At 25.6% G+C, this 2552-nt stretch carries 2 protein-coding genes; both read left to right on the top strand.

The features are described 5' to 3' along the window. Positions 1 to 297 precede the first annotated feature (297 nt). The gene (gene purM, locus BGI41_RS07720; protein ID WP_088540120.1) at positions 298 to 1320 is read left to right on the top strand and encodes a phosphoribosylformylglycinamidine cyclo-ligase; all 1023 of its coding nucleotides are present in this window, start codon (positions 298 to 300) and stop codon (positions 1318 to 1320) included. A gap of 90 nt (positions 1321 to 1410) precedes the next feature. Then, positions 1411 to 2439, top strand: coding sequence for an L-sulfolactate dehydrogenase (gene comC, locus BGI41_RS07715; RefSeq protein WP_088540119.1), 1029 nt, complete (start codon positions 1411 to 1413; stop codon positions 2437 to 2439). Positions 2440 to 2552: the final 113 nt, after the last annotated feature.

Genomic DNA, 2552 nt, shown 5'->3' with positions numbered 1-2552 from the left:
ATAATATAAATAAATTAAGAAAAAATAAAAAATTAAAATATAATATTAAAATTATATCAAAAATCCATAAAAGTATAAAAAAATCATAAAATAAAACGTATAAAAAAAATCAATAAAAATATTGATTTTATAAAAATTAATCCAAAATTAAGTAAATAATTATACAATTACTAAAAATTATAGAAATCTTAAATAAAATATTAAGAATAATGATTTAATAGAAATAATAAATTTTAATAATATTAAGAATATAAATATATTATAATATATTATAAATTTATAACGATAGGTGAATATATGGTTACATATTCAGAAACTGGTGTAGATATTGATCTTGAAGCACTTACTGTTTCAAAATTAGCTTCAAAATTAAAACCAACATTAAATAATAGAGAAGTATTAACTGAAAGTGGTCATTTTGCTGCTTTAGTACCATTAGGCGATAAAGCAATTGCAATGAGTACTGATGGAGTAGGTAGTAAAATTTTAATTGCTGAAATGATGAATAAATATGATACCGTAGGAATAGACTGTATTGCTATGGTTGTAAATGATATTCTTTGTGTAGGTGCTGAACCAATAGCACTAGTTGATTATTTAGCAGTAGAAAAACCAGACCCAGATAGAGCTGAAAAAATTGCAGAAGGTCTCGTAAAAGGTGCTGATGAATCAAATATTGCAATTATTGGTGGAGAAACTGCATCTTTACCTGGTATTATTAAAAACTTTGATTTAGCAGGAACTGGTATTGGATATGTTGATAAAGATAAAATTATTACCGGTTCAGAAATTGAAGAAGGAGACATATTAATTGGTCTTAGAAGTAGCGGTATCCATAGTAATGGTTATAGTTTAGCAAGAAATGCTATTTTTGATAAAGCTGGACTTAATATAGATGATCCATTACCAACTAATCCAAATATAACTGTTGGTGAAGAATTATTAAAACCAACTAAATTATATGTTAAACCAATAGTTAACTTATTAAAAAAAGAATTCAACATTAAAGGATTAGCACATATAACTGGTGGAGGTTTCACAAATCTTAATAGACTTAAAGATGGAATTGGTTTTAAAATTGATACCTTACCTGAACCACAAGATATTTTTAAATTTATTTATAAACAAGATGTACCACTTAAAGAAATGTATAAAGTATTTAATATGGGAATTGGTTTTGTTGTAATAGTTTCTCCTAAAGAAGCAGAAAATGTTTTAAAAGAATTAAATAAAACTACAGAAGCTTCCATTATTGGTAAAGTTATTCCTGAAGAAAAAATTATAATTAAAACATTTGAAGGAACTGAAATAGAATATTAAAATACATTAAATACAATAATTTCAAGTGAATAAAATAAATTACAAATTTTTAATTTTTTAAATAAAAATCAAATTTAACAAGGTGTGCTTATGAAAATAACTACAGAAAATGAAAAGAATTTAGTAAATCAAATATTAATAAATTTAGGAGTTAAAGAAGAAGATGCAAATTTAGTAACAGAAGTAGTACTTGATGCTGACTTAAAAGGATTTTCTTCACATGGAATTGGAAGATTCCCACAATACATTAAAACCATTGATGTTAACAATATAAAAATTAATGGTGAAATTGAAATTGAAAGAGAAACTGAATCAATTGCAGTAATCAATGGTCACAGTTTATTTGGTCAAATTGTAGCAACAAAAGCTATGAAACTTGCAATAGAAAAAGCTAAAAAAACAGGAGTTGGAATCGTAGGAACCCATAATTCAAATCACTTTGGAGTTACTGGATTTTATTCGGATTTAGCAGCAAAAGAAGATTGTATTGGAATTACATTTGCAAATACAGAACCAGCAATTGCACCATTAAATGGTAAAAAACCAATCATCGGTACTAACCCAATTGCAATAAGTATTCCTAATGATGAAACATACATTACTACAGATATGGCAACTTCTGCTTCAGCTAGAGGAAAATTAATAGAAGCTCAAAGAAAAGGTCAAAGTATTCCACCAAACACTGCATTAGATAAAGATGGTAATCCAACAACTGACCCATCAGAAGCTTTAGAAGGTTCTATATTAGCATTTGGTGCACACAAAGGTTATGCATTAGCATTTATGATTGAAATTCTTTGTGGACCATTAGTAGGTGCAGATGTAGGAACAAATGTAAAAGGTACTGCAAATTGGAGAGAAAATTGTACTAAAGGAGATTTATTTATTGCAATCAATCCAGATAAATTTGTAGGTATTGATGCTTTTAAAGCTGGAACTAATGAATTCATTAAACAAATAAGAGATGCAGATAATGGATTTGTTCCAGGAGATATTGAAGTTAAAAGATTAGCTGAAAACAAAGAAAATGGAATTGAAATTGATACAAAATTATATGATCAATTAAAAGAAATTTGTGATGGTTTAGATATTGACATTACAAAATATATAAAAGAATAAATTATTAAATCAATTTAATTCTAACAATAGAAACTATAAATAAATTATTAAATTAATTTATTTTCTAATTTTTTTATTTTATACAAAAAACTACTTTTAGAATATACTTTTTT

Origin of the sequence: Methanobrevibacter sp. 87.7, from assembly GCF_002208625.1 — an archaeon.
Taxonomy (GTDB): Archaea; Methanobacteriota; Methanobacteria; order Methanobacteriales; family Methanobacteriaceae; genus Methanarmilla.
This window is presented reverse-complemented; position numbering and strand designations above follow the sequence as displayed.

Coding starts and splice junctions, on each gene's coding strand:
- purM (WP_088540120.1), top strand. CDS start 298: ATGGTTACATATTCAGAAACTGGTGTAGATATTGATCTTGAAGCACTT.
- comC (WP_088540119.1), top strand. CDS start 1,411: ATGAAAATAACTACAGAAAATGAAAAGAATTTAGTAAATCAAATATTA.